14 protein-coding genes, 6 tRNA genes and 3 rRNA genes are annotated in these 22989 nt (G+C 60.7%); 5 read left to right on the top strand and 18 right to left on the bottom strand.

The window, feature by feature from the left end:
• Positions 1-17: 17 nt before the first annotated feature.
• The 18 genes from rpoB to WJ12_RS01300 form a co-directional block, all read right to left on the bottom strand.
• On the bottom strand, positions 18-4124 hold the full coding sequence (gene rpoB / locus WJ12_RS01385) for a DNA-directed RNA polymerase subunit beta (RefSeq protein WP_034191213.1): 4107 nt from the start codon (positions 4122-4124) through the stop codon (positions 18-20).
• Positions 4125-4505: 381 nt separating this feature from the next.
• Positions 4506-4880: a 50S ribosomal protein L7/L12 gene (rplL, locus tag WJ12_RS01380; protein ID WP_006477198.1), complete on the bottom strand. Its 375-nt coding sequence runs from the start codon at positions 4878-4880 to the stop codon at positions 4506-4508.
• Between the two features lie 63 nt (positions 4881-4943).
• On the bottom strand, positions 4944-5441 hold the full coding sequence (gene rplJ, locus WJ12_RS01375) for a 50S ribosomal protein L10 (RefSeq protein ID WP_034191212.1): 498 nt from the start codon (positions 5439-5441) through the stop codon (positions 4944-4946).
• 308 nt (positions 5442-5749) lie between these two features.
• A complete protein-coding gene (gene rplA, locus WJ12_RS01370; RefSeq protein WP_006482906.1) occupies positions 5750-6448 on the bottom strand; it encodes a 50S ribosomal protein L1 in 699 nt (232 codons plus the stop codon).
• Positions 6449-6880, bottom strand: a complete 432-nt coding sequence (gene rplK, locus WJ12_RS01365; RefSeq protein WP_006477201.1) for a 50S ribosomal protein L11 — start codon at positions 6878-6880, stop codon at positions 6449-6451. It abuts the gene before it with no gap.
• Between the two features lie 141 nt (positions 6881-7021).
• Positions 7022-7579, bottom strand: a complete 558-nt coding sequence (nusG, locus tag WJ12_RS01360; RefSeq protein ID WP_006400672.1) for a transcription termination/antitermination protein NusG — start codon at positions 7577-7579, stop codon at positions 7022-7024.
• A gap of 1 nt (position 7580) precedes the next feature.
• Positions 7581-7961 carry a preprotein translocase subunit SecE gene (secE, locus tag WJ12_RS01355; protein ID WP_006482892.1) on the bottom strand — a complete coding sequence of 127 codons (381 nt, stop codon included), beginning with the start codon at positions 7959-7961 and terminating at the stop codon, positions 7581-7583.
• A 42-nt stretch (positions 7962-8003) separates the two neighbouring features.
• A tRNA-Trp gene (locus tag WJ12_RS01350) sits at positions 8004-8079 on the bottom strand.
• Between the two features lie 59 nt (positions 8080-8138).
• Positions 8139-9329, bottom strand: a complete 1191-nt coding sequence (gene tuf, locus WJ12_RS01345; RefSeq protein WP_006482910.1) for an elongation factor Tu — start codon at positions 9327-9329, stop codon at positions 8139-8141.
• A 66-nt stretch (positions 9330-9395) separates the two neighbouring features.
• Positions 9396-9470: transfer RNA gene (locus WJ12_RS01340), tRNA-Thr, on the bottom strand.
• Between the two features lie 24 nt (positions 9471-9494).
• Positions 9495-9568: transfer RNA gene (locus WJ12_RS01335), tRNA-Gly, on the bottom strand.
• A 43-nt stretch (positions 9569-9611) separates the two neighbouring features.
• Positions 9612-9697, bottom strand: a tRNA-Tyr gene (locus WJ12_RS01330).
• A gap of 2203 nt (positions 9698-11900) precedes the next feature.
• Positions 11901-12013: ribosomal RNA gene (gene rrf / locus WJ12_RS01325) — 5S ribosomal RNA — on the bottom strand.
• Positions 12014-12134: 121 nt separating this feature from the next.
• Positions 12135-15016, bottom strand: a 23S ribosomal RNA gene (locus WJ12_RS01320).
• A gap of 280 nt (positions 15017-15296) precedes the next feature.
• A tRNA-Ala gene (locus WJ12_RS01315) sits at positions 15297-15372 on the bottom strand.
• Between the two features lie 37 nt (positions 15373-15409).
• Positions 15410-15486 (bottom strand) — tRNA-Ile (locus WJ12_RS01310).
• Between the two features lie 64 nt (positions 15487-15550).
• Positions 15551-17083, bottom strand: a 16S ribosomal RNA gene (locus tag WJ12_RS01305).
• Together the 16S, 23S and 5S rRNA genes with 2 tRNA genes alongside form the textbook arrangement of a ribosomal RNA operon.
• Before the next feature lie 566 nt (positions 17084-17649).
• A complete protein-coding gene (locus WJ12_RS01300) occupies positions 17650-18915 on the bottom strand; it encodes an SGNH/GDSL hydrolase family protein (RefSeq protein WP_069245529.1) in 1266 nt (421 codons plus the stop codon).
• A 198-nt stretch (positions 18916-19113) separates the two neighbouring features.
• On the opposite strand from WJ12_RS01300, the gene paaA reads away from it, so the two are divergent.
• Genes paaA through paaE form a run of 5 tightly spaced genes read left to right on the top strand, consistent with a single transcriptional unit; the run spans position 19114 to position 22927 of the window.
• The gene (gene paaA / locus WJ12_RS01295) at positions 19114-20112 is read left to right on the top strand and encodes a 1,2-phenylacetyl-CoA epoxidase subunit PaaA (RefSeq protein WP_069245528.1); all 999 of its coding nucleotides are present in this window, start codon (positions 19114-19116) and stop codon (positions 20110-20112) included.
• 36 nt (positions 20113-20148) lie between these two features.
• Positions 20149-20433 carry a 1,2-phenylacetyl-CoA epoxidase subunit PaaB gene (gene paaB, locus WJ12_RS01290; RefSeq protein ID WP_034188015.1) on the top strand — a complete coding sequence of 95 codons (285 nt, stop codon included), beginning with the start codon at positions 20149-20151 and terminating at the stop codon, positions 20431-20433.
• Between the two features lie 10 nt (positions 20434-20443).
• Complete coding sequence (gene paaC, locus WJ12_RS01285) at positions 20444-21247, top strand: 1,2-phenylacetyl-CoA epoxidase subunit PaaC (RefSeq protein WP_034188016.1); 804 nt, start codon at positions 20444-20446, stop codon at positions 21245-21247.
• Positions 21248-21272: 25 nt separating this feature from the next.
• Positions 21273-21836 (top strand): 1,2-phenylacetyl-CoA epoxidase subunit PaaD, encoded by a 564-nt coding sequence (gene paaD / locus WJ12_RS01280; RefSeq protein WP_069245527.1) that lies wholly within the window; start codon positions 21273-21275, stop codon positions 21834-21836.
• Positions 21837-21838: 2 nt separating this feature from the next.
• The gene (gene paaE / locus WJ12_RS01275; protein ID WP_069245526.1) at positions 21839-22927 is read left to right on the top strand and encodes a 1,2-phenylacetyl-CoA epoxidase subunit PaaE; all 1089 of its coding nucleotides are present in this window, start codon (positions 21839-21841) and stop codon (positions 22925-22927) included.
• The last annotated feature ends 62 nt before the right edge of the window (positions 22928-22989 follow it).

Here is a 22989-nt window from a genome sequence, read left to right as displayed (position 1 = left end):
TTCTCTCCGTAGTCCGATTAATTGCGGTCGAGATCGATATCGATACCGAGCGAGCGGATTTCCTTCACGAGCACGTTGAAGGATTCCGGCATGCCTGCATCGATCACGTGATCGCCCTTGACGAGGTTTTCGTACACCTTCGTCCGGCCGGTCACGTCGTCCGACTTCACCGTCAGCATTTCCTGCAGCACGTAGGACGCGCCGTACGCTTCGAGTGCCCACACTTCCATTTCACCGAAACGCTGGCCACCGAACTGCGCCTTACCACCCAGCGGCTGCTGCGTGACGAGCGAGTACGGGCCGGTCGAACGCGCGTGCATCTTGTCGTCGACCAAGTGGTGCAGCTTCAGGTAGTGCATGTAGCCGAGCGTCACGCGACGTTCGAACATTTCACCCGTGCGGCCGTCGTACAGACGGACCTGGTTCTTCGACGGGTTCATGCCGAGCTGTTCGGCGATGTCGTCCGGGAACGCGAGGTCGAGCATCTTGCCCATTTCTTCCTCGGTCGCACCGTCGAACACCGGCGTCGCGAACGGCACGCCTTCGCGCAGGTTCTTCGCGAGTTCGAGGATCTCGTCGTCGGTGAAGCTTTCCAGGTCTTCCTGGCGGCCCGACTCGTTGTAGATCTTCGTCAGGAACACGCGCAGTTCCTCGATCTTCGCCTGACGCTGCAGCATTTCGCCGATACGCCAGCCGAGGCCCTTCGCGGCCCAGCCGAGGTGCACTTCGAGAACCTGACCCACGTTCATCCGCGACGGCACGCCGAGCGGGTTCAGCACGACGTCTGCCGGACGGCCATCGGCCATGTACGGCATGTCTTCGATCGGAACGATCTTCGACACGACACCCTTGTTACCGTGACGGCCTGCCATCTTGTCGCCAGGCTGCAGGCGGCGCTTCACCGCGAGGTACACCTTGACCATCTTCAGCACGCCCGGCGGCAGTTCGTCGCCTTGCGTGAGCTTCTTGCGCTTCTCTTCGAACGCGAGGTCGAACTGGTGACGCTTTTCCTCGATCGAGTTCTTGATCGCTTCGAGCTGCGCCGCTGCCTCGTCGTCCGCCAGGCGGATGTCGAACCAGTGGTAGTGGTCGAGGTCTTCCAGGTAAGCCTGGTCGATCTTCGTGCCCTTCGCGAGCTTCTTCGGGCCGCCGTTCGCGACCTTGCCCACGAGCATGCGGGCGAGACGCTGGAACGCGTCGCCTTCCACGATGCGCAGCTGGTCGTTCAGGTCGAGGCGGTAGCGCTTCAGTTCGTCGTCGATGATCTGTTGCGCACGCTTGTCGCGCTGGATGCCTTCACGCGTGAACACCTGGACGTCGATCACGGTGCCGCTCATGCCCGACGGCACGCGCAGCGACGTGTCCTTCACGTCCGAAGCCTTCTCGCCGAAGATCGCGCGCAGCAGCTTCTCTTCCGGCGTCAGCTGGGTCTCGCCCTTCGGCGTGACCTTGCCGACCAGCACGTCGCCTGCTTCGACTTCGGCACCGATGTACACGATGCCCGATTCGTCGAGACGGCCGAGCTGGACTTCCGCCAGGTTCGAGATGTCGCGCGTGATTTCTTCCGGCCCGAGCTTCGTGTCGCGTGCAACGACGTTCAGCTCTTCGATGTGGATCGACGTGTAGCGATCGTCCGCGACCACCTTCTCCGAGATCAGAATCGAATCCTCGAAGTTGTAGCCGTTCCACGGCATGAACGCGATCAGCATGTTCTGGCCGAGCGCGAGCTCGCCCAGGTCCGTCGAGGCGCCGTCGGCCAGCACGTCGCCGCGCGAGACCTTGTCGCCCATCTTCACGATCGGACGCTGGTTGATGTTCGTGTTCTGGTTCGAACGCGTGTACTTGATCAGGTTGTAGATGTCGACACCGACTTCACCTGCGACCGCTTCGTCGTCGTTCACGCGAATCACGATACGGCCCGCGTCGACATAGTCGACGACGCCGCCGCGGAACGCCTGAACCGTCGTACCCGAGTCGACCGCGCAGGTGCGCTCGATGCCCGTACCGACGACCGGCTTTTCCGGACGCAGACACGGCACCGCCTGACGCTGCATGTTCGAACCCATCAGTGCACGGTTCGCGTCATCGTGCTCGAGGAACGGAATCAGCGAGGCTGCCACCGACACGATCTGCGACGGCGCGACGTCCATGTACTGGATACGGTCCGGCGTGACCATCATCGTTTCGCCGGCTTCACGCGACGACACGAGTTCGTCGATCAGCTGGCCGTTCTCGTCGATCGCGGCGTTCGCCTGCGCGATCATGTAGCGGCCTTCCTCGATCGCCGACAGGTAGTCGATCTGGTCGGTCACCTTGCTGTCCACGACCTTGCGGTACGGCGTCTCGAGGAAGCCGTATTCGTTCAGGTGCGCGTACAGTGCGAGCGAGTTGATCAGGCCGATGTTCGGACCTTCCGGCGTTTCGATCGGGCACACGCGGCCGTAGTGGGTCGGGTGCACGTCGCGGACTTCGAAGCCTGCGCGTTCGCGCGTCAGACCGCCCGGGCCCAGTGCGGAAACACGGCGCTTGTGCGTGATTTCCGACAGCGGGTTGGTCTGGTCCATGAACTGCGACAGCTGCGACGAACCGAAGAACTCGCGGATCGCCGACGAAATCGGCTTCGAGTTGATCAGGTCGTGCGGCATCAGGTTTTCGCTTTCGGCCTGGCCGAGGCGTTCCTTGACCGCGCGCTCGACACGCACGAGACCCGCGCGGAACTGGTTTTCCGCCAGTTCGCCGACGCAACGCACGCGACGGTTGCCGAGGTGGTCGATGTCGTCCACTTCGCCCTTGCCGTTGCGCAGCTCGACGAGGATCTTGATCGTCGCGAGGATGTCGTCGTCCTGCAGCGTCATCGGGCCGACGATCTCGTCACGGCCGACGCGGCGGTTGAACTTCATGCGGCCGACCTTCGACAGGTCGTACGCTTCCTCGCTATAGAACAGACGGTTGAACAGCGCCTCGACCGCTTCTTCGGTCGGCGGCTCGCCCGGACGCATCATGCGGTAGATCGCGATGCGCGCGGCCGTCTTGTCGGTCGTTTCGTCGACACGCAGCGTCGACGAGATGTACGGGCCCTGGTCCAGGTCGTTCGTGTAGAGCGTCTGGATGTCCTTGATGCCCGCTTCGCGCAGCTTCTCGAGCACGCTTTCCGTGACTTCGTCGTTCGCGCTCGCGATCACTTCGCCGGTGTCGCCGTCGACGACGTTCTTCGCCAGCACGCGGCCGAGCAGATAGTCTTCCGGCACCGAGATGAACTTGGTCTTCGCGGCTTCGAGGTCGCGAATGTGCTTCGCGTTGATCCGCTTGTCCTTCTGGACGATGACCTTGCCATCACGATCCGTGATGTCGAAACGCGCGACTTCACCACGCAGGCGCTCGGGCACGAACTCGAGTTGCGCGCCTTCGTCCATCAGCGTGAAGTTGTCGAACACGAAGAAGTTCGCGAGGATCTGTTCCGGCGTCAGGCCGATGGCCTTCAGCAGGATCGTGACCGGCATCTTGCGGCGACGGTCGACGCGGAAGTACAGGATGTCCTTCGGATCGAATTCGAAGTCGAGCCACGAGCCGCGGTACGGAATGATCCGTGCCGAGAACAGCAGCTTGCCCGAGCTGTGCGTCTTGCCCTTGTCGTGTTCGAAGAACACGCCCGGCGAACGGTGCAGCTGCGAGACGATGACACGCTCGGTGCCATTGATGACGAACGAGCCCGTCGGCGTCATGAGCGGAATTTCGCCCATGTACACTTCCTGCTCCTTCACTTCCTTGACGACCGGCTTGTTCGGCGATTCCTTGTCGAGGATGACAAGGCGGACCTTCGCGCGCAGCGCGGAGCAGTACGTCAGGCCACGCTGCTGGCATTCCTTGATGTTGAATGCCGGCGAGGACAGCGCATAGCTCACGAACTCGAGGCGCGCGAAACCGTTGTGCGAAACAATGGGAAATACCGATGTGAACGCGGCCTGCAAACCTTCAGGCTTGCGTTGCGTCGCCGGCACATCGGCTTGCAGAAACGTGCTGAATGATTCAAGCTGGGTAGCCAGCAAGAACGGAACTTGGTGAACGATGGGGCGCTTCGCGAAACTCTTGCGAATGCGCTTCTTCTCGGTGAAGGAATATTGCATACGATCTCCGAATCACGGCGGGTGCTATCGAGGCGGAATACCTGGACGTTTCAAACCCGAGTGTTCACCGACTGAGACCCGATGGCCGTTCGACGGCTTGAACGAGCCGAGAAGCTTGGTGGTTGGCCGCTACCAACCGCTGGCTGACGGCAGCGGATGCCTGTGTTGCCCGCTACCCGACCAAACTTGCCTTCTGCAGTCGCTTCAGAAGACAAAGAGAACCGCCAATCGTGCGTGATCTTTCACAACGATCAGGCGGTTTTCTTTGGCTTCTGGGGCCGATTATTCGGGCTCCCGAATGAGTGCCAGAATAACGTCCCCACAAAGCACAAAAAGGCCGGCGGTGAAAATACCGCCAGCCTTCGCACAGCGCGTCGAAACTTACTTGACTTCGACCTTCGCGCCAGCTTCTTCCAGCTTCTTCTTGGCTTCTTCAGCAGCAGCCTTGTCGACGCCTTCCTTGACGGGCTTCGGTGCACCGTCAACCAGGTCCTTCGCTTCCTTCAGGCCCAGGCCCGTCAGTTCGCGAACGGCCTTGATGACCGAAACCTTGTTGGCGCCGGCTTCAGCCAGGACGACCGTGAATTCGGTCTTCTCTTCTGCAGCAGCAGCAGCGCCGCCGCCTGCCGGGCCAGCGACTGCCACTGCAGCTGCCGACACGCCAAACTTCTCTTCGAACGCCTTGACCAGTTCGTTCAGTTCCAGAACGGTCATCCCTTCGACTGCTGCCAGGATGTCTTCTTTTGCGATTGCCATTTGAAATACTCCTAAATTGAATTCGGATACAGCCAGCGATCAGTAACGCTGATGCACGCTCGCTTATGCAGCTTCCGCTTGCTTCTTCTCGGCCAGCGCTGCCAGAGCACGCGCGAAGCCCGAAACAGGCGATTGCATAACGAACAGCAGCTTCGAGAGCAGTTCTTCGCGGCTCGGGATGCTTGCCAGCGCTTGCACGCCAGCCTTGTCCATCACCTTGCCATCGAACGAACCAGCCTTGATGACCAACTTGTCATTGCCCTTGCTGAAGTCGTTGACGACCTTAGCAGCAGCAATTGCATCTTCCGAGATGCCGTAGATCAACGGACCAGTCATCTGCTCTGCCAGCGGAGCAAACGGCGTACCTTCAACAGCGCGACGCGCCAGCGTGTTCTTCAACACGCGCAGGTAAACCTTCTGCTCACGCGCTTGCGCGCGCAGCTTGGTCAGATCGCCAACCGCAATTCCACGATACTCAGCCAGCACAACGGTCTGGGCCTTCGCGACTTGCGCGGAAACCTCAGCGACGACGGCTTGCTTGTCTTCTCTATTAAGCGGCACGGTTAGCCTCCAGAAACGATACGTTCGGCGCGGCCGGTATGGCCGAAACCTCACGTACCTCGTTCAACAACGGCGTCCGACCTCGTTAGGAGTATTTCCACCTCACGCCGCGAATCGCTTCACGGCCTGCGGCTTCACCACTGCAAAACTTTTTCGGGTTCGCCATCTGCGTTGGCTTGAATTAAGGGATCACCTGACTGCTGCGCCCCACCAACGGTCTTTGATAACCGGTTGCTCGCCTTGCTGCACGAGCAACCGCCCAAAGCCCATGTAGGCCGCTTCGCGAACGAAGCGGCCCGAATACTTGCTTACTGTGCTGCCAGCGTAGCCTGGTCGACACGCACGCCGACGCCCATCGTGCTCGACAGTGCGATCTTGCGCAGGTACACGCCCTTGCTCGTTGCCGGCTTGGCCTTCTGCAGCGCTTCGATCAGCGCCGACAGGTTCGAACGCAGTGCGGTCGGTTCGAACGATGCACGGCCGATGGTCGCGTGGATGATACCGGCCTTGTCGACACGGAATTGCACCTGACCAGCCTTCGCGTTCTTGACGGCGGTTGCGACGTCCGGCGTGACCGTACCGACCTTCGGGTTCGGCATCAGGCCGCGCGGGCCGAGGATCTGGCCCAGCGTACCGACGATACGCATCGTGTCCGGCGAAGCGATCACGATGTCGAAGTCCATCTGGCCAGCCTTGATCTGCTCAGCCAGGTCTTCCATACCGACGATTTCCGCGCCTGCTGCACGTGCCTGCTCGGCCTTTTCGCCTTGCGCGAACACGGCAACGCGAACCGACTTGCCCGTACCGGCCGGCAGAACGACCGAACCACGAACGACCTGGTCCGACTTCTTTGCATCGATGCCGAGCTGGACTGCGACGTCGATCGACTCGTCGAACTTCGCGCTCGCGCATTCCTTCACGAGGCTCAGTGCGTCTTCGATCGCGTACAGCTTCTGACGATCAACCTTGGCGGCAAATGCCTGACGGCGCTTGGAGATCTTAGCCATTTACACGCCCTCCACAGTGATGCCCATCGAGCGTGCGCTACCAGCGATGGTGCGAACGGCTGCGTCCAGATCAGCTGCCGTAAGGTCCGGCATCTTGGTCTTCGCGATTTCTTCGGCTTGAGCGCGCGTGATCGAACCGACCTTGTCGGTGTGCGGCTTGCTCGAGCCCTTGTCCACCTTCGCCGCCTTCTTGATCAGGACGGTTGCCGGCGGCGTCTTCATCACGAACGTGAAGCTCTTGTCAGCGAATGCCGTGATGACCACCGGCACCGGCAGACCCGGCTCCATGCCTTGAGTCTGCGCGTTGAACGCCTTGCAGAACTCCATGATGTTCAGGCCGCGCTGGCCCAGTGCCGGACCGACCGGCGGCGACGGGTTGGCTTTACCTGCAGGGATCTGCAGCTTGATAAAGCCGATAATCTTCTTTGCCATTTGTGAACCTCATTGGAACGCCGAAAGGGCGTTCGGTGAGTAATAACGCGCGTTCGCCGCTGGCTACTGACGCTCCTCAACGGCCATGACGCGGGCCGTAAGCGCGAAGGTGGGCAGCCGAGGCTGCCCACCGAATCGGGATCAAACTTTTTCGACCTGGCCGAATTCGAGTTCGACCGGGGTGGATCGACCAAAGATGGTGACCGACACACGCACGCGCGATTTTTCGTAGTTGACTTCTTCGACGGTGCCGTTGAAGTCCGTGAACGGGCCTTCCTTGACACGCACCATCTCGCCGACTTCGAACAGGGTCTTCGGGCGCGGCTTCTCGACGCCTTCCTGCATCTGCGACATGATCTTCTCGACTTCCTTCGGGGAAATCGGGGTCGGGCGGTTACGCGCACCGCCGACGAAGCCGGTGACCTTCGCGGTGTTCTTCACGAGGTGCCACGTTTCGTCCGTCATCTCCATTTCCACCAGCACGTAGCCGGGGAAGAAACGACGCTCGGTCACCGCCTTGTGACCGCCCTTGACTTCAACCACCTCTTCGGTCGGGACCAGGATCTGACCGAATTTGTCCTGCATGCCAGCACGTTCGATGCGCTCCTGAAGCGCACGTTGCACGCTCTTCTCCATACCGGAGTAGGCGTGCACGACGTACCAACGTTTTCCGCTCGGGGATGCCGGAGTATCGCTCATATCATTTCCAACCCAGAATCGCCGAGAAAATCACCCATTCGATCGATTTGTCACTCAACCAGAGGAAAATCGCCATCACGAGCACGAAACCGAACACGACGAGCGTGGTTTGCGTTGCTTCCTTGCGGGTGGGCCAAACGACCTTCCGGACTTCCTTGTACGAATCCTTGGCAAAAGCGATGAGGCTCTTGCCAGGGGCCGACATCAGCCCGACGGCCACACCGGCGATGATCCCTACCGCCAACGCGGCACCGCGGACATACCACTGCTGATTGGCCAGCCAGAAGAAGCCCACGAATCCGGCCAACACCAGCAATACACCCAGGGCCAGCATCAGCTTATCGCCGGAGGTATTTACAGTTTCGACGGATGGATTCGCCATAACACCTTAAAACAAATGCCACGTAGGACACGTGGCTATTTTTGGCAGGGGCAGAGGGAATCGAACCCCCAACCTTCGGTTTTGGAGACCGACGCTCTGCCAGTTGAGCTATACCCCTAAACCATGTTGGGGCCGGCTGTTGCCAGCCCCAAAACTGTCGATCAACGAATAACTGGCTTACTCGATGATCTTGGCGACGACGCCGGCGCCGACCGTACGGCCGCCTTCGCGGATTGCGAAGCGCAGACCTTCTTCCATCGCGATCGGAGCGATCAGCTTCACCGTGATCGACACGTTGTCGCCCGGCATCACCATTTCCTTGTCCTTCGGCAGCTCGATCGAGCCCGTCACGTCCGTCGTACGGAAGTAGAACTGCGGACGGTAGTTGTTGAAGAACGGCGTGTGACGGCCGCCTTCGTCCTTGCTCAGCACGTACACTTCAGCCGTGAAGTGCGTGTGCGGCGTGATCGAACCCGGCTTCGCCAGAACCTGGCCACGCTCCACGTCTTCACGCTTCGTGCCGCGCAGCAGGATACCCACGTTGTCGCCTGCCTGACCTTGGTCCAGCAGCTTACGGAACATTTCAACGCCCGTGCAGGTCGTCTTCACCGTCGGCTTGATACCGACGATTTCGATTTCCTCGCCGACCTTCACGATGCCGCGCTCGACACGACCCGTCACCACCGTACCACGGCCCGAGATCGAGAACACATCTTCCACCGGCATCAGGAATGCGCCGTCAACTGCACGCTCCGGCGTCGGGATGTACGTGTCCAGCGCGTCGGCCAGGCTCATGATCGCCACTTCGCCCAGCTCGCCCGTGTCGCCTTCCAGCGCCAGCTTCGCCGAACCCTTCACGATCGGCGTGTCGTCGCCCGGGAAGTCGTACTTCGACAGCAGCTCGCGAACTTCCATCTCGACCAGCTCGAGCAGTTCAGCGTCGTCCACCATGTCGCACTTGTTCAGGAACACGATGATGTACGGAACGCCAACCTGACGCGCCAGCAGGATGTGCTCACGCGTCTGCGGCATCGGGCCGTCAGCTGCCGAGCAAACCAGGATCGCGCCGTCCATCTGCGCTGCGCCCGTGATCATGTTCTTCACATAGTCAGCGTGGCCCGGGCAGTCGACGTGTGCGTAGTGGCGGTTCGCCGTTTCGTACTCGACGTGTGCCGTGTTGATCGTGATGCCGCGCGCCTTTTCTTCCGGTGCCGCGTCGATCTGGTCGTACGCCTTCGCTTCGCCACCGAACTTCTTCGTCAGAACCGTCGTGATCGCTGCCGTCAGCGTCGTCTTGCCGTGGTCAACGTGACCAATCGTACCAACGTTCACGTGCGGCTTGGTCCGCTCAAACTTTTCCTTGGCCATTTTCAACTCCCAAAAGGAATTTCACAGGTTGCGCCGCGCGCAAACAAGACACTGACTTTTTACTGCTGGTGCCCATGGGCAGGATCGAACTGCCGACCTCTCCCTTACCAAGGGAGTGCTCTACCACTGAGCCACATGGGCGTTTTACGCTTCAACTTCGCGGTCTGGAGCGGGTGAAGGGAATCGAACCCTCGTCGTAAGCTTGGAAGGCTTCTGCTCTACCATTGAGCTACACCCGCACGGGCCACTAACGATTCCCTACCGCTCGCTACGCTGATATCTTGGTGGAGGAGGTTGGATTCGAACCAACGTAGGCGTAAGCCAACAGATTTACAGTCTGCCCCCTTTAGCCACTCGGGCACCCCTCCGTAGAGAACTGACGATTATGGGGGTGCATCGCACTCGTGTCAAGCACATCCGGAAGATTATTTTCACTCTCTTCCTGACTCCCGCTTTACCACCGATCTCCCGCCCTTGCCCGGCTAAGGCAAGCACGAGATGTTGCAGACCGGCGCCACATCTTCGTCAGACTCCGCCCTTAGCGCCGATCTGCATCTGCGCTAAAAACGAAAGACCGCCATCATACGACCTCTTTCACACAATGCCAAGCGGGTAGACGCAAAATTTCCGCAAATTTCGTGCCGGGCGGCTTCGCCGACCTCGCAGACGGTGTGCCTGGCGGCTTCCGCACGCAGTTGCTTGCGCGAAATCGGGACTACTCGCTACCCGCGTCGCCGCGGCCAGGCTCGAACTGCCCGGGGTACCCGGCAAGGGGTTATCCGAACCTTCCGGTGGTGGCGCCATGGCAACGGCACCGCCGCGCCCGGATGAAATCCCCCACGCGAACCTACGGCCGGCGCGATACCAACCCTCGCCTTCCGTCATCTTCCCGCGTGGATTCCCATGCACCTGCTCGCTCTTGCGATTGCCTTCACGGCCTTGGGCGGACCGGCCGCACATGCCGCAGCCACTGACACCCGGTGTCGCTCGAGCCCGATCGCGAAGATCCGTCAGCAAGCCCAGGATAAAAACCACGCCGAGAGACGCTCCGGAGCGGCAGCAGCTCTCGCCGCATATGATCAGTTGAAGCCCGCGTGCTCGACGTCCGCTGCCTGAGCTCGACGCATAACGGTTCGACCGCAGCATGGCCGATGAATCAGGACGCGATCGCCTATGCACGGCGGACCAACGATGCGTCCGTTTATCCCGTCCCGGCCGGCGACAGCGCCCCGCCCGCCGAATCCGACAGCGCGACCTGCCTGGGGGGCGTGCTGCAGCCTTTGCTCGGGGATGATATACGGTCACCAGGCGCGCCCCACACGCCCCGCACCACGACCTTGGCAAACGTCCTGAAATACGGTGCCCGCTACCTCTCCCCGTCGCGCTGGCCGACCAACGTCAGCATCTGGTCGGCTTATCGCAGCGAATCCTCCGCGTACACACGACATCCTGCGTGCCCGCACGACGCCCATCTCGTTCAGCTGAATGTGAATAGTTGCGCGGGGTTCGGTGCAGGGGCTTTCGCCGCACCTCATACTTCCGGAGGCACTGGAAAGCTGACCTCTGCCCCGCGGCGTTGATGACCGGCGCGCGCTGCCCAGCGATGCCCGTGCCGACTCGGGAATAAGGCCGGGGCACAACACGCCGGTTTCCGCCAACCAAGGATTCCGCGCTGCGCGATCTCAGCACGACGTGCGCGGTGCGATCGACCGGCGTCGACGCAAACGGCGCGCACTTTGCGCCGATCGAAGAAGGAAGCGCCTGCTTCGGCGGCACCGCCTATTCGCTCATCGAGGAAATCTACGTGTTCTGAGGCGGCCGCCCCATGCTCGTTAAAAAGATTGATAGCGCCTGCAGGGCGACTCACAGGCGTTACAACTGGCACTCCAGCCGGATCGTTACGTTTGCCGCGAACCGGGTGCTCACCGCCTCGGATGAGTCGAATCCGGATGATATCCGGCGGATTAGGCGACGAACGGCACTTGATAGCACCACTTTGCGTTATCCGACGCAACTCTGTCGTGCCGCTTCATGGCGCCTCGATCATTCCGTACCTTCGACAAGAAACGTCGGAGTTCAGCTGCGCCGCAAGCCGTACGACGCTCACACCGGCAGCCGACACGGTCGCGAAAAACGCAGGAGGGATCTCGTAACAATGGAACGAGCGCCGCAATTTTCGCGGGAGAAGGCTTCCGTACGCATGCAGATGGGACGAGATGGCAAATATCCTGACGGCAAGAACCATTGCGCCAAGCCACATGGCGTTGTGCAAATCCTCGACATGGAGTTCCGGCGAACAGGCGATCGAGCGGACCGGCTATCGGCCGAACGTGTCGCCACTTCGAGTCGATAACGAGAGGATGCCGACCTCAGCGACGCCAATTGCTATTTGCGGGTGCTGAGCCACCCAGCAGACGGAGGGAATTTGCGCCGACTGGATACGAGCGCGGCCCGCGTCGACGTCATCGACGCATCAGTTCCGGCCGCATTGTGCTTGACCGTCGACGCGCATTTCCGTCGCCGAAATGCAAAAACCCCCGCCTTGTCGGGCGGGGGTTCTTGGCTTAGGGAGCCTGACGATTACCTACTTTCACACGGGAATCCGCACTATCATCGGCGTAGAGTCGTTTCACGGTCCTGTTCGGGATGGGAAGGGGTGGGACCGACTCGCTATGGTCATCAGGCAAAGGGGGTTGTCACGTTGCTTCGCAACGCGACCAATCTGGGAAGAAGCAGTAATTTTGGGGTTGTGCGTATCAGCACATCGCGGTCATTCAACCGCTGTCTGTAAAACAGACTTGTTATAGGATCAAGCCTTACGGGCAATTAGTATCAGTTAGCTGAACGCATTACTGCGCTTACACACCTGACCTATCAACGTCCTGGTCTCGAACGACCCTTCAAGGGGATCTAGTCCCCAGGGATATCTCATCTTAAGGCGAGTTTCCCGCTTAGATGCTTTCAGCGGTTATCTCTTCCGAACATAGCTACCCGGCGATGCCACTGGCGTGACAACCGGTACACCAGAGGTTCGTCCACTCCGGTCCTCTCGTACTAGGAGCAGCCCCCTTCAAATATCCAACGCCCACGGCAGATAGGGACCAAACTGTCTCACGACGTTTTAAACCCAGCTCACGTACCTCTTTAAATGGCGAACAGCCATACCCTTGGGACCGGCTACAGCCCCAGGATGAGATGAGCCGACATCGAGGTGCCAAACACCGCCGTCGATATGAACTCTTGGGCGGTATCAGCCTGTTATCCCCAGAGTACCTTTTATCCGTTGAGCGATGGCCCTTCCATACAGAACCACCGGATCACTATGACCTGCTTTCGCACCTGCTCGACTTGTCGGTCTCGCAGTTAAGCACGCTTATGCCATTGCACTATCAGCACGATTTCCGACCGTACCTAGCGTACCTTCGTACTCCTCCGTTACGCTTTGGGAGGAGACCGCCCCAGTCAAACTGCCTACCATGCACTGTCCCCGACCCGGATCACGGGCCAAGGTTAGAACCTCAAACAAACCAGGGTGGTATTTCAAGGACGGCTCCACCGAAACTAGCGTTCCGGTTTCATAGCCTCCCACCTATCCTACACAGATCGGTTCAAAGTCCAATGCAAAGCTACAGTAAAGGTTCATGGGGTCTTTCCGTCTAGCCGCGGGTAGATTGCATCATCACAAACACTTCAACTTCGCTGAGTCTCGGGAGGAGACAGTGTGGCCATCGTTACGCCATTCGTGCAGGTCGGAACTTACCCGACAAGGAATTTCGCTACCTTAGGACCGTTATAGTTACGGCCGCCGTTTACCGGGACTTCAATCAAGAGCTTGCACCCCATCATTTAATCTTCCGGCACCGGGCAGGCGTCACACCCTATACGTCCACTTTCGTGTTTGCAGAGTGCTGTGTTTTTATTAAACAGTCGCAGCCACCAGTTTATTGCAACCCCTTCACCCTCCTGGCGCAGGCCAGTCAAGCTACAAGGGCGTACCTTATCCCGAAGTTACGGTACCAATTTGCCGAGTTCCTTCTCCCGAGTTCTCTCAAGCGCCTTAGAATACTCATCTCGCCCACCTGTGTCGGTTTGCGGTACGGTCATCGTTAGACTGAAGCTTAGAGGCTTTTCTTGGAACCACTTCCAATTGCTTCGCTCCCTAAGGAGCTCGCGCCACACCCTTGAATTGCGCACCCGGATTTGCCTAAGTGCCTTCTCCAATGCAGCGACCGGGACTTCCAACACCCGGACAACCTTCCGCGATCCGTCCCCCCATCGCATCTAACAATGGTGCAGGAATATTGACCTGCTTCCCATCAGCTACGCATTTCTGCCTCGCCTTAGGGGCCGACTCACCCTACGCCGATGAACGTTGCGTAGGAAACCTTGGGCTTACGGCGAGGGGGCCTTTCACCCCCTTTATCGCTACTCATGTCAGCATTCGCACTTCCGATACCTCCAGCACGCTTTTCAACGCACCTTCGCAGGCTTACGGAACGCTCTCCTACCATGCGTGCAAAGCACGCATCCGCAGCTTCGGTATATAGCTTAGCCCCGTTACATCTTCCGCGCAGGACGACTCGATCAGTGAGCTATTACGCTTTCTTTAAAGGGTGGCTGCTTCTAAGCCAACCTCCTGACTGTTTTAGCCTTCCCACTTCGTTTCCCACTTAGCTATATTTGGGGACCTTAGCTGGCGGTCTGGGTTGTTTCCCTCTTGACACCGGACGTTAGCACCCGATGTCTGTCTCCCGTGATTGCACTCTTCGGTATTCGGAGTTTGCTATGGCGGGGTAATCTGCAATAGACCCCCCAACCATGACAGTGCTCTACCCCCGAAGGTGAGACACGAGGCACTACCTAAATAGTTTTCGGAGAGAACCAGCTATTTCCAGGTTTGTTTAGCCTTTCACCCCTATCCACAGCTCATCCCCTAACTTTTCAACGTTAGTGGGTTCGGACCTCCAGTACGTGTTACCGCACCTTCATCCTGGCCATGGATAGATCACCTGGTTTCGGGTCTACGCCCAGCAACTGAACGCCCTATTCGGACTCGCTTTCGCTACGCCTGCCCTATACGGTTAAGCTTGCTACTGAACGTAAGTCGCTGACCCATTATACAAAAGGTACGCCGTCACCCCTTACGAGGCTCCGACTGTTTGTATGCATGCGGTTTCAGGATCTATTTCACTCCCCTCCCGGGGTTCTTTTCGCCTTTCCCTCACGGTACTGGTTCACTATCGGTCGATCACGAGTATTTAGCCTTGGAGGATGGTCCCCCCATCTTCAGACAGGATTTCACGTGTCCCGCCCTACTTGTCGCACACCTAGTTCTTTCATACTGTTTTCGCCTACAGGGCTATCACCTGCTATGGCCGCACTTTCCAGAGCGTTCGGCTAACAATACAAATAAAGAGTGCAAGGCTCATCCCATTTCGCTCGCCACTACTTTGGGAATCTCGGTTGATTTCTTTTCCTGCGGTTACTTAGATGTTTCAGTTCACCGCGTTCGCTTCGCATGGCCTATGTATTCAGCCATGGATACTCCAAAAGGAGTGGGTTTCCCCATTCGGACATCTACGGATCAAAGCTCGTTTGCCAGCTCCCCGTAGCTTTTCGCAGGCTACCGCGTCCTTCATCGCCTGTGATCGCCAAGGCATCCACCACATGCACTTGTTCGCTTGACCCTATAACGAGTCTGTCTCTCGACAGCCGCTACAGGTTGAGTTCTCGCGTTGTGCCGTATTCCAATTGAGTCAAACATAGAGTTCGAATCATCTTGAGATACATCGATACAATCACAACCCGGATAGTTTCCACGTCCATCTCAAGACGCTTCCGCTATCCAAATTACTTACTTCTTCCAGATTGTTAAAGAACGACAGCCGATATCTGTTGATATCCTCTGACTGGCTCAATCGCCAATGACAAAGATTCGACGCAAGTCGAACGCTTGTCATTGAAGATTGGTGGAGGCAGACGGGATCGAACCGACGACCCCCTGCTTGCAAAGCAGGTGCTCTCCCAGCTGAGCTATGCCCCCATGAGTACAGATGCCTCAGGTACCTACCGCCAGACAATGGTGGGTCTGGTTGGATTCGAACCAACGACCCCCGCCTTATCAAGACGGTGCTCTAACCGACTGAGCTACAGACCCCTGAGTCTGTCTTTAAATTTACAGCCGATAAGCGTGAGCGCTCAACTTATGCGAGAAGCTCTGGAAAGGAGGTGATCCAGCCGCACCTTCCGATACGGCTACCTTGTTACGACTTCACCCCAGTCATGAATCCTACCGTGGTGACCGTCCTCCTTGCGGTTAGACTAGCCACTTCTGGTAAAACCCACTCCCATGGTGTGACGGGCGGTGTGTACAAGACCCGGGAACGTATTCACCGCGGCATGCTGATCCGCGATTACTAGCGATTCCAGCTTCATGCACTCGAGTTGCAGAGTGCAATCCGGACTACGATCGGTTTTCTGGGATTAGCTCCCCCTCGCGGGTTGGCAACCCTCTGTTCCGACCATTGTATGACGTGTGAAGCCCTACCCATAAGGGCCATGAGGACTTGACGTCATCCCCACCTTCCTCCGGTTTGTCACCGGCAGTCTCCTTAGAGTGCTCTTGCGTAGCAACTAAGGACAAGGGTTGCGCTCGTTGCGGGACTTAACCCAACATCTCACGACACGAGCTGACGACAGCCATGCAGCACCTGTGCGCCGGTTCTCTTTCGAGCACTCCCGCCTCTCAGCAGGATTCCGACCATGTCAAGGGTAGGTAAGGTTTTTCGCGTTGCATCGAATTAATCCACATCATCCACCGCTTGTGCGGGTCCCCGTCAATTCCTTTGAGTTTTAATCTTGCGACCGTACTCCCCAGGCGGTCAACTTCACGCGTTAGCTACGTTACTAAGGAAATGAATCCCCAACAACTAGTTGACATCGTTTAGGGCGTGGACTACCAGGGTATCTAATCCTGTTTGCTCCCCACGCTTTCGTGCATGAGCGTCAGTATTGACCCAGGGGGCTGCCTTCGCCATCGGTATTCCTCCACATCTCTACGCATTTCACTGCTACACGTGGAATTCTACCCCCCTCTGCCATACTCTAGCCTGCCAGTCACCAATGCAGTTCCCAGGTTGAGCCCGGGGATTTCACATCGGTCTTAGCAAACCGCCTGCGCACGCTTTACGCCCAGTAATTCCGATTAACGCTTGCACCCTACGTATTACCGCGGCTGCTGGCACGTAGTTAGCCGGTGCTTATTCTTCCGGTACCGTCATCCCCCGACTGTATTAGAGCCAAGGATTTCTTTCCGGACAAAAGTGCTTTACAACCCGAAGGCCTTCTTCACACACGCGGCATTGCTGGATCAGGCTTTCGCCCATTGTCCAAAATTCCCCACTGCTGCCTCCCGTAGGAGTCTGGGCCGTGTCTCAGTCCCAGTGTGGCTGGTCGTCCTCTCAGACCAGCTACTGATCGTCGCCTTGGTAGGCCTTTACCCCACCAACTAGCTAATCAGCCATCGGCCAACCCTATAGCGCGAGGCCCGAAGGTCCCCCGCTTTCATCCATGGATCGTATGCGGTATTAATCCGGCTTTCGCCGGGCTATCCCCCACTACAGGACATGTTCCGATGTATTACTCACCCGTTCGCCACTCGCCACCAGGTGCAAGCACCCGTGCTGCCGTTCGACTTGCATGTGTAAGGCATGCCGCCAGCGTTCAATCTGAGCCAGGATCAAACTCTTCAGTTTAAACCTGTTACTGTTTTCGGTTCGGTTAAGAACCGGTCGCTCACTCAAAGCTGACAGGAATATGAATCACTTCATAAACCTGACTTACTTTAGTGTGAGACTCTTGATACTTTCGCTATCTGATCCGGGGATCAGCTCGCTGCCATCAAGCGCCCACACTTATCGGCTGTTAATTTTTAAAGAGCAATCTGCGAGGAACATCGTGTTTCCCGGCAGCGCTGCGTTTTCAGCAGCAGAGAAGCGAGATTGTGAACCGTGTTTCGCAGCTCGTCAACAACTTTTTGCACTACGTCGTTGCGACCGCGGGGCTCAACTTCCGTACCGCCGAGGCCGTTCCTGCCAAGCCCCAACCGCACTGCTTCCCTTCCTTCCGCGCCGCGTTTCCGTGAGCGCGAAAGAGGCGTGATTCTATGCACCTCGCGCCGCCCACGCAAGCCCTTTGTGAAAAAAGTTTGAAAAAGCTCCCGTGCGCTGCCGCGCACGGGAGCTGGGGGTTCGACGGGCGACGCGACAACGACGCCCGCGCCGTCGCCGACCACACTTCTCTCTCTATATATAGAGCCCCATCACTTGCCGCCGGCCGCAGCCTGCAGTTGCTCGATCGGCACCGCGTCGGCCATCGCCGTGTAGCCCGCGTCGCTCGGATGAATACCGTCGCCGCTGTCATATCGGCGCTGCAGCACGCTCGGACGCGCCGGATCGCGCAGCACCGCATCGAAATCGACCACGCCGTCGAACCCGCCGCCGCTCCGGATCCACCGGTTCACCTCGAGCCGGATCGCTTCACGCCCGGCCGGCAACGCAGCCGGCGTGAGCGTCGCGCCGTAAACCTTCACGCCCTGGCGGTGCGCCGCCTCGATCAGCCGGCGGTAGCCGTCGATCAGCGACGCGGCCGTCACCTGCGTATGCGGGTGGTCGCAATCGAGCCCCGCGCGCGGCGGCATCGCCGCGAAGTTGATGTCGTTGATGCCGATCAGCACGACCGCCGCCTTCACACCCGCACGCGACAGCGCATCGCGCTCGAACCGCGACGCCAGCGACGTGCCGTAGCACGCGGAATCGCTGAGCAGTCGGTTCCCGCTGATGCCCAGATTCACGACACCGACCGAATCGGCCCCCGACGCCGTCAGCCGGCGCGCGAGTGCGTCAGGCCAGCGGCGGTTCCGGTTCACGCTGGAGCGCAGCCCGTCGGTGATCGAGTCGCCGATCGCGGCGATACTGGCCCGCGCGGGACCTGTTTCGACTGCCAGCTCGGTCACCCAGGCAAATTGAGTAAAACGGGTACGGAACGCGGCGGCGCCGGGATCGCTCACGTGATCGCCCGGCGCAGACACATAGTTGAACTGGTTCGACACGCGGTGCCAGACCGTCATCCGCTGGTTTGGCCCCATCTGGAGACTGATCGCATACGGCTGCGCGGACGCCACGTCGATGGCCACCGGATCGCTTTCGATCTCCTGGCCGGGCGCGAGCGTCACGGACGGCTTGCCGCCGAACCGGACCGGCGCGACCGCGCCGCCGGCGAGCGCCGCCCCCTCGCCGGCGCGCGCGAGGCTCGCGGCCTCGATGACCAGCGGCGCACGGCTGTACGCATTGCTGACGCGAATCCGCGCGGCGCGCCCCGACACCGTCGGGTACACGATCTGGCGCACGGCGCGCCCGGCCACGTCGGGCGCGCGATAGAGCGGCGGCGGCGCAGCAAGGTCAGGAATCGGCTGCAGCGCGGTGGCCCACGCGGCAACCCATCCGGCCGGCGCGGCGAACGCAGCAAGCGGCGACACGAGAACGGCCGCACCCAGCATGGCCGCGGCGAAACTGCTTCGGAATGACATCGGCAAAATCCTCATCGGAAAGCGGGCATTGTGCCGCAGAAGGCGCGAGGCTCGCGTGCGGGAACGCGCTGCGTCGCCCGATCGCGCCCCGACGTCCCTCGTTTACCCGAGTCTCGCCGCAAATCCGCAAGAAATTTATTAACCGACCGGTCGGTTGGTTTATACTTCGCACACATTCAACCGGACGAGAGTCTCGCCATGTACACGCAATCCCTCGACATCCCCGGCAACGTCGCACCGCTCGACGCCGCAGCCGAGTCGCCCGAGCAGGCGCGGTTCGACGCGGTGATGGCAGCCGACGGCAAGATCGAACCGCAGGACTGGATGCCCGACGCATACCGCAAGACGCTGGTACGCCAGATCTCGCAGCACGCGCATTCGGAAGTCGTCGGCATGCTGCCGGAAGGCAACTGGATCTCGCGCGCGCCGAGCCTGAAGCGCAAGGCGATCCTGCTCGCGAAGGTCCAGGACGAAGCCGGCCACGGCCTCTATCTTTATAGCGCGGCCGAAACGCTCGGCGTGTCGCGCGATTCGCTGATCGACGCACTGCACGCCGGCAAGGCGAAATATTCGAGCATCTTCAACTACCCGACGCCGACCTGGGCCGACGTCGGCGTGATCGGCTGGCTGGTCGACGGCGCCGCGATCATGAACCAGATCCCGCTGTGCCGCTGCACGTATGGCCCCTACGCTCGCGCGATGATCCGCGTGTGCAAGGAAGAGTCGTTCCACCAGCGTCAGGGTTTCGACGCACTGCTGTCGATGATGAAGGGCAGCGACGCCCAGCGCGCGATGGTCCAGCAGGCCGTGGACCGCTGGTGGTGGCCGGTGCTGATGATGTTCGGCCCGAGCGACGCCGACTCGGTCCATAGCAGCCAGTCCGCGAAATGGGGCATCAAGCGGATCTCGAACGACGACCTGCGGCAGAAATTCGTCGACGCGACGGTCGACCAGGCGAAGGTGCTCGGCGTGACGCTGCCCGACCCCAACCTGAAATGGAACGAAGCGCGCGGCCACCACGACTACGGCACGATCGACTGGGACGAATTCTGGCGCGTGGTCAACGGCGACGGCCCGTGCAACAAGGAACGCCTCGCGACCCGCGTGAAAGCGCACGAGGACGGCGCATGGGTACGCGAAGCCGCGCTCGCGCACGAAGCGAAGCGCCGCGCCCGCGCCGAACAGCACGCCGCCTGAGCGGCAACACCCGAATTCAGGAATCAGGAGAAAGTGATGAACAAGGAATGGCCGATCTGGGAAGTGTTCGTGCGCAGCAAGCAGGGCCTCGACCACAAGCATTGCGGCAGTCTGCACGCCGCCGACGCGACGATGGCGCTGCGCATGGCGCGCGACGTCTACACGCGGCGCCAGGAAGGCGTGAGCATCTGGGTGGTGCCGTCGTCGGCGATCACCGCGTCGGACCCGAACGAGAAGGCCGAGCTGTTCGAACCGGCGGGCGACAAGATCTACCGTCACCCGACGTTCTACACGCTGCCCGACGAAGTCAACCACATGTAACGCCCGCGCCATGACGATCACGCCCGAACACCTCTCCTACGTGCTGCGCCTCGCGGACAACGCGCTGATCCTCGGTCAGCGCAACGCCGAATGGTGCGGCCACGGCCCGATCCTCGAGGAAGACATCGCGCTCACCAACATGAGCCTCGACCTCATCGGCCAGGCGCGCATGCTGTATACGCACGCGGCCGAGCTCGAGCGCCAGCTCAACGGCACGACAAAGACCGAGGACGACTACGCGTACTTCCGTACCGAGCGCGAATTCGCGAACTTCACGCTCGCCGAGCTGCCGCACTACGGGCCGGTCTCCGGCACCGCGCACGCCGACAAGGACTATGCGGTGACGATCGTGCGCAACTTCCTGTACGCGGCATTGATGCTGCACGTATGGAGCGCACTGGAAACGTCGACCGACACGCAGCTCGCCGCGATCGCCGCGAAATCGGTGAAGGAAACCCGCTATCACGTGCAGCACGCCCGCGAGTGGCTCGTGCGCCTCGGCGACGGCACCGACGCATCGCATCGCCGCGCGCAGGATGCGCTCGACTACCTGATGCCGTACACGCGCGAATGCTTCGCGGCCGATGCGATCGACAACGCGATCGCCGCTTCGGGCATCGGCCCGGCGCCGGCCGCGCTCGAAGCCGCGTGGCGCGCGGACGTGGACGATGCGCTCGCCGAGGCGACGCTCGCGCTGCCGGCGCCCGTGAAACACGTGACGACCGGCAAGCAGGGCGAGCACTCGGAGCACATGGGCTACCTGCTCGCCGAAATGCAGAGCCTCGCGCGCCAGCATCCCGGCGCAACCTGGTAACCGGCCAACGCCACGGAACCCGACGATGTCCGTCCAGACCGCTGCCCCCTCCCACGCCGCACCCGCCGCGCGCCACGACGATCCGCTGCTCGCCCGCGCGTGGGACGTGCTGGAAGCCGTGCCCGATCCCGAGATTCCGGTCGTGTCGATCCGCGAACTCGGCATCCTGCGCGACGTCCGCCGCGCGGACGACGGCCAGCTCGAGGTCGTGATCACGCCGACCTACTCGGGCTGCCCTGCCATGTCGCAGATCGCCGAGGACATCGCCGCCGCGCTGCAGGCCGCCGACCTGCCGCCGCACCGGATCGAGACGGTGCTCGCGCCCGCGTGGACGACCGACTGGATCACGCAGGAGGCGCGCGACAAGCTGCGCGCGTACGGCATCGCGCCGCCGGTCGGCCAGTGCGGCAGCGCCGCGCCACGGGAAAACGTCGTGCGCTTCGTGCCGCGGCCGGTCGCGGCGCCCGCCTGCCCGCGCTGCGGCTCCGCCCGCACCGAGCGTCTCGCGCAATTCGCGTCCACGGCCTGCAAGGCGCTGTATCGCTGCGTCGACTGCCGCGAACCCTTCGACTACTTCAAACCCTACTGAATATGGCGACCCCGCAATTTCATCCGCTGCGTATCCGCGACGTGCGGCCCGAGACCGCCGACGCCGTCACCGTCTCGTTCGACGTGCCGCCCGAGCTGCGCGACGCGTACCGCTTCACGCAAGGCCAGTTCGTCACGCTGAAGACCCACATCGACGGCGAGGAAACGCGCCGCTCGTATTCGATCTGCGTCGGCACGACGGATTACGACCGCGACGGCGAACTGCGCATCGGCATCAAGCGCGTACGCGGCGGCCGCTTCTCGAACTTCGCGTTCGACACGCTGAAGCCCGGCCACACGATCGACGTGATGACGCCGGACGGCCGCTTCTTCACGCACCTGAACGCCGACCACGGCAAGCAGTACGTCGCGTTTTCCGGCGGCTCGGGGATCACGCCGGTGCTCGCGATCGTGAAGACGACGCTCGAACTCGAGCCGCGCAGCACCTTCACGCTGATCTACGGGAACCGCAGCGTCGACGCGATCATGTTCGCGGAGGAGCTCGAGGACCTGAAGAACCGCTACATGAACCGCTTCGTCCTCTATCACGTGCTGTCGGACGACCTGCAGGACGTGGAGCTGTTCAACGGCGTGCTCGACCAGGCGAAATGCGCGGAATTCCTCCGCACGCTGACGCCCGCCGACGCGATCGACGAAGCGTTCATCTGCGGCCCGGCGCCGATGATGGACGCGGCGGAAGCCGCGCTGAAGGCGGCCGGCGTGCCGCAGGCGAAGGTGCATGTCGAGCGCTTCGGCACGCCGCTGCCGCAAGCCGGCACGCCGGCCGTCGAAATCACCGAGCAGACGCCGGCCGCCGACCTCGAAATCGTGCTCGACGGCAAGAAGCGCAAGCTGCGCCTGCCGTACGAAGGCGTGAGCCTGCTCGATGTCGGCCTGCGCGCGGGCCTCGCGCTGCCGTACGCGTGCAAGGGCGGCGTGTGCTGCACGTGCCGCGCGAAGGTGATCGAAGGCGAGGTGCGCATGGAGAAGAACTACACGCTCGAGGAGCACGAAGTGAAGGACGGTTTCGTGCTCACGTGCCAGTGCCACCCGATCAGCGACAAGGTCGTCGTGAGCTACGACGAGCGTTGAGCGGCATTGCGCCGCGGCGCCGGGCGGTTTCTCGCCGTCACACATCTCGCTTACACTAGGGG

Origin of the sequence: Burkholderia seminalis, from assembly GCF_001718535.1 — a bacterium.
GTDB lineage: Bacteria > Pseudomonadota > Gammaproteobacteria > Burkholderiales > Burkholderiaceae > Burkholderia > Burkholderia seminalis.
The sequence above is the reverse complement of the archived record's forward strand: the minus strand, read 5'-3'. Positions and strand labels throughout refer to the sequence as shown.